The following is a 3,481-nucleotide window of genomic DNA, read 5'->3' on the forward strand; positions in this document are numbered from 1 at the left end:
GCGGCTCCGGCGGCGAAGTAGGCCGCACCGGCCAAGAAGGCGGCACCGGCCAAGAAGGCGGCACCGGCGGCGAAGAAGGCCGCACCGGCAAAGAAGGCGGCACCGGCGGCGAAGAAGGCGGCACCGGCCAAGAAGGAAGCGGCACCGGCCAAGAAGGCTCCGGCCAGGACCGTGGCGAAGAAGGACGCCCCGGCGAAGGCGGTGGCCACGGCACCGGTCGCCACACCGGCCCCGGCCAAGAAGGCGCCGCCGGCGAAGAAGGTCGGATCTGCCACGAAGACCGCGCCCAAGAAGGCGCCCATCTCCTCCCTGGCCGTCAAGGCGGGTGAGGACGCCTGGACCAAGGCAGACGTCAAGGAAGTGCTCACCGAGCTCCACTTGCAGCGCGACAAGCTCGTCAAGCTGATCGAGGACGCGGAGCACGACCTGGCCGGTCTGATGCGCGACGCCGGCGACGGTGCTGGTCACGACCAGGCCGACATGGGCGCGACCAGCTTCGAACGCGATCACGAGCTGACGGTCGTCAACAACGAGCGCGACATGGTGGCGCAGATCGACCGAGCCCTGGCCCGCATCCACGACGGCACCTACGGCGTCTGCGAGTCGTGCGGTCAGCCCATCGGGAAGATGCGGCTCATGGCTTTCCCGCGTGCCACACTGTGCCTGTCATGCAAGCAGCGCGAGGAGCGTCGCTGAACCCCAGCGACACGGGTCCGGTGTTCGGGGACTCCCAACGCCGCAGCACGTGGCCTCTCTTCGCCGTGATCGGCGCTGCGGCGTACGCGCTCGACATCGGCACGAAGCAGTGGGCTCTGTCTGCACTCGCCGACCGCGACATCAAGGTCGTGGGGGACGTGCTGGTCCTGCACCTGACCCGCAATCCCGGCGCGGCGTTCAGCACCGGCACCGAGTTCACCGTGGTGCTGAGCTGCCTGGCGGTGGTCGCGGTCTGCGCGGTGCTGGTGCTCAGCCGGCGGCTCGCCAGCCCGCTCTGGTCGGTGGCCCTCGGCCTGCTGCTGGGCGGTGTCGGCGGCAACCTCACCGACCGGATCATCCGCGAGCCCGGCGTCATGCGCGGTCACGTCATCGACTGGCTGATGCTGCCCAACTGGCCGGTCTTCAACGTCGCCGACATGTGCATCATCGGCGCGGCGAGCGTCATCATCCTCCAGAGCATGCGCGGCGTGACTCTGCGCGGTGAGCGCATCGCGAAACCCACAGACGTGAGCGACTCATGAGCAGCTATGCCGACCACCGGACCGTGCTGGTACCGGAGGGGCTGGCCGGCGAGCGCGTCGACGCGGCGATGGCGCGGATGTTCGGCCTCTCGCGGACCAAGGCAGCCGACCTCATTGCCCAGGGGCTCGTGCACGTCGACTCCACGGCGGTGGGCAAGAGCGACCGCGTGCACGCCGGCGCGATGCTGGACGTGACGATCCCGGCCGAGTCCGACCCGCTCGAGGTGGTCCCCGAGATCGTCGAGGGGATCAAGATCATCCACGACGACGACGCCATCGTGGTGATCGACAAGCCCGTCGGTGTTGCCGTGCACCCCTCGCCCGGCTGGTCCGGCCCGACTGTCGTCGGCCACCTCGCTGGTGCCGGCTTCCGGATCTCCACCTCGGGCGCCAAGGAGCGCGAGGGCATCGTCCAGCGCCTCGACGTCGGGACCTCGGGCGTGATGGTGATCGCGAAGTCCGAGCACTCCTACTCGGTGCTCAAGAACGCCTTCCGGCACCGCACGGTCGACAAGACCTACCACGCTCTCGTGCAGGGCTACCCCGATCCGCTCAGCGGCACCATCGACGCCCCGATCGGGCGGCACCCCAAGTTCGACTACAAGTTCGCGGTCATGGACGACGGTCGGCACAGCGTGACCCACTACGAGACGCTCGAGGCGCACCGCTTCGCCTCGCTGCTGGAGATCCACCTCGAGACGGGCCGTACACATCAGATCCGCGTGCACATGGCCGCGCTCAAGCACCCCTGCGTCGGCGACATCACCTATGGCGCCGATCCCACGCTGGGTCGCCGGCTCGGGCTCGAGCGGCAGTGGCTGCACGCGCTGAAGCTCGGCTTCGAGCACCCGGACAGCGGCGACTACGTCGAGTACGAGTCGACCTACCCCGATGACCTTGCCCACGCCCTCGAGGTCATCCGAGATGAGCACTGACGCAACCGTCAGGATTGCCGCGGACGACGACCTGCCGGCGATCGCCGAGGTCTATCTCGCGGCCCGCGATGTCGCTGCCATGCCGCCCGGCATCCACCCGCCCGACGACGTCCGCGCGTGGGTCGGCACCTGGGACCTGACGTCTCGCGACGTCTGGGTGGCAGAGTCCGGTGGCCCGGTCGTCGCTTTCGCCAACCTGACGCCGACCTGGCTCGACGGCCTGTACGTCGCCCCCGGTGCCCAGCGAGGCGGCATCGGCTCGACCCTCGTCGACGTCGCCAAGTCCGTGCGACCCGCCGGCTTCGGGTTGTGGGTCTTCGAGATGAACGAGCCCGCTCGTGGCTTCTACCGTCGCCATGGCCTCGTCGAGCTCGAGCGGACGGATGGCTCGGCCAATGAGGAGCATGCGCCGGACATCAAGATGGTGTGGCCGGGTGCCGACCCCTTGGCCTACTTCCGGTCCCTGATCGACGACGCCGACCTGGTGTTGGGCGACGTCCTCGCCCGTCGTGCGGCCCTGACCCGTGCGGTCCAGGAGCACAAGCGTGCGGTCTCCGCGGTCGCCGATCCGGACCGGGACGAGGCTCGCGAACGGGAGATCGTCGAGCGCATCGCCGCGATGGTGCCCGAGCTCGGGTCCGAGCGGGTGGCCCGGATCATGCACGCGATCATCAGTGCTTCGCTGGACGCCTCGAGATGAGCGTCCCCGGAGTGTCCTAGCGTGGCGGCATGCAGATGGACGGGGAGATCGCCGAGCGCTACCGCGACTTCGCGGCGTACGCCGCAGGCGACTCGGCCTGCTTCGTGGCGTGGGCCCTGGGCGTGGCCGATGACCCGGACCTGCACGCATGGCTGGGCGACCTGCCACGGCTCAAGCAGCAGCCCAACCTGGTCTTCGCCGCGGCGCGCTGGCACGGCGCGCAGGCGCCGAGCTACTACGCCGAGCTGAAGCGCACGCTCCTCGAGCACGAGTCGGCGATCAAGGCGACCATCCGCGAGCGCGCCACCCAGACCAACGAGGTCGGACGGCTCGCCACGCTCGAGCCGGTGCTCGCGCAGATCGCAGCGGACTCCGGGACGCTGAGCCTGATCGAGGTCGGCGCCAGCGCCGGTCTCTGCCTGTTCCCTGACCGCTACGACTACGCGTGGCCGCCCCGGGGACGCCTGACCGGGAGCGGCGGACCGACCCTGAGGGCCGACACCACCGGCGATCTCCCGATCCCGGCCACCCACCCTGTGGTGGCCTGGCGTGGCGGCGCGGACCTGAACCCCCTCGACGTACTCGATGACGACGCGATGGCGTGGCTG

The 3,481-nt window shown here is 69.8% G+C and carries 6 protein-coding genes; 5 read left to right on the top strand and 1 reads right to left on the bottom strand.

From position 1 onward, the window contains the following. On the bottom strand, positions 1 to 209 hold a 209-nt coding region (locus RMO85_RS17470), incomplete at its 3' end, for a hypothetical protein (protein ID WP_310529994.1). Between RMO85_RS17470 and RMO85_RS17475 the strand changes: the two genes are divergently transcribed. From RMO85_RS17475 to RMO85_RS17495, 5 genes are all read left to right on the top strand, one after another. Next, a complete protein-coding gene (locus RMO85_RS17475) occupies positions 202 to 696 on the top strand; it encodes a TraR/DksA C4-type zinc finger protein (RefSeq protein ID WP_310529995.1) in 495 nt (164 codons plus the stop codon). The two genes, RMO85_RS17470 and RMO85_RS17475, sit on opposite strands and share 8 nt — an antisense overlap. Then, positions 669 to 1,238 carry a signal peptidase II gene (locus RMO85_RS17480; RefSeq protein ID WP_310529996.1) on the top strand — a complete coding sequence of 190 codons (570 nt, stop codon included), beginning with the start codon at positions 669 to 671 and terminating at the stop codon, positions 1,236 to 1,238. Before RMO85_RS17475 ends, RMO85_RS17480 begins: the two co-directional genes overlap by 28 nt. Then, entirely contained in the window at positions 1,235 to 2,173 is a 939-nt protein-coding gene (locus RMO85_RS17485) for an RluA family pseudouridine synthase (protein ID WP_310529997.1), read from the top strand. The genes RMO85_RS17480 and RMO85_RS17485 overlap by 4 nt, the downstream gene beginning before the upstream one ends. Beyond that, positions 2,163 to 2,873, top strand: a complete 711-nt coding sequence (locus tag RMO85_RS17490; RefSeq protein WP_310529998.1) for a GNAT family N-acetyltransferase — start codon at positions 2,163 to 2,165, stop codon at positions 2,871 to 2,873. The genes RMO85_RS17485 and RMO85_RS17490 overlap by 11 nt, the downstream gene beginning before the upstream one ends. A gap of 29 nt (positions 2,874 to 2,902) precedes the next feature. Beyond that, on the top strand, positions 2,903 to 3,481 hold a 579-nt coding region (locus tag RMO85_RS17495; RefSeq protein ID WP_310529999.1), incomplete at its 3' end, for a DUF2332 family protein.

It is taken from the genome of Nocardioides sp. (genome assembly GCF_031422975.1).
Classification (GTDB): Bacteria; Actinomycetota; Actinomycetes; order Propionibacteriales; family Nocardioidaceae; genus Nocardioides.

Excerpts from the sequence above, each read along its gene's own strand:
- RMO85_RS17480 (WP_310529996.1), top strand. The coding sequence starts at position 669 with ATGCAAGCAGCGCGAGGAGCGTCGCTGAACCCCAGCGACACGGGTCCG.
- RMO85_RS17485 (WP_310529997.1), top strand. The coding sequence starts at position 1,235 with ATGAGCAGCTATGCCGACCACCGGACCGTGCTGGTACCGGAGGGGCTG.
- RMO85_RS17490 (WP_310529998.1), top strand. The coding sequence starts at position 2,163 with ATGAGCACTGACGCAACCGTCAGGATTGCCGCGGACGACGACCTGCCG.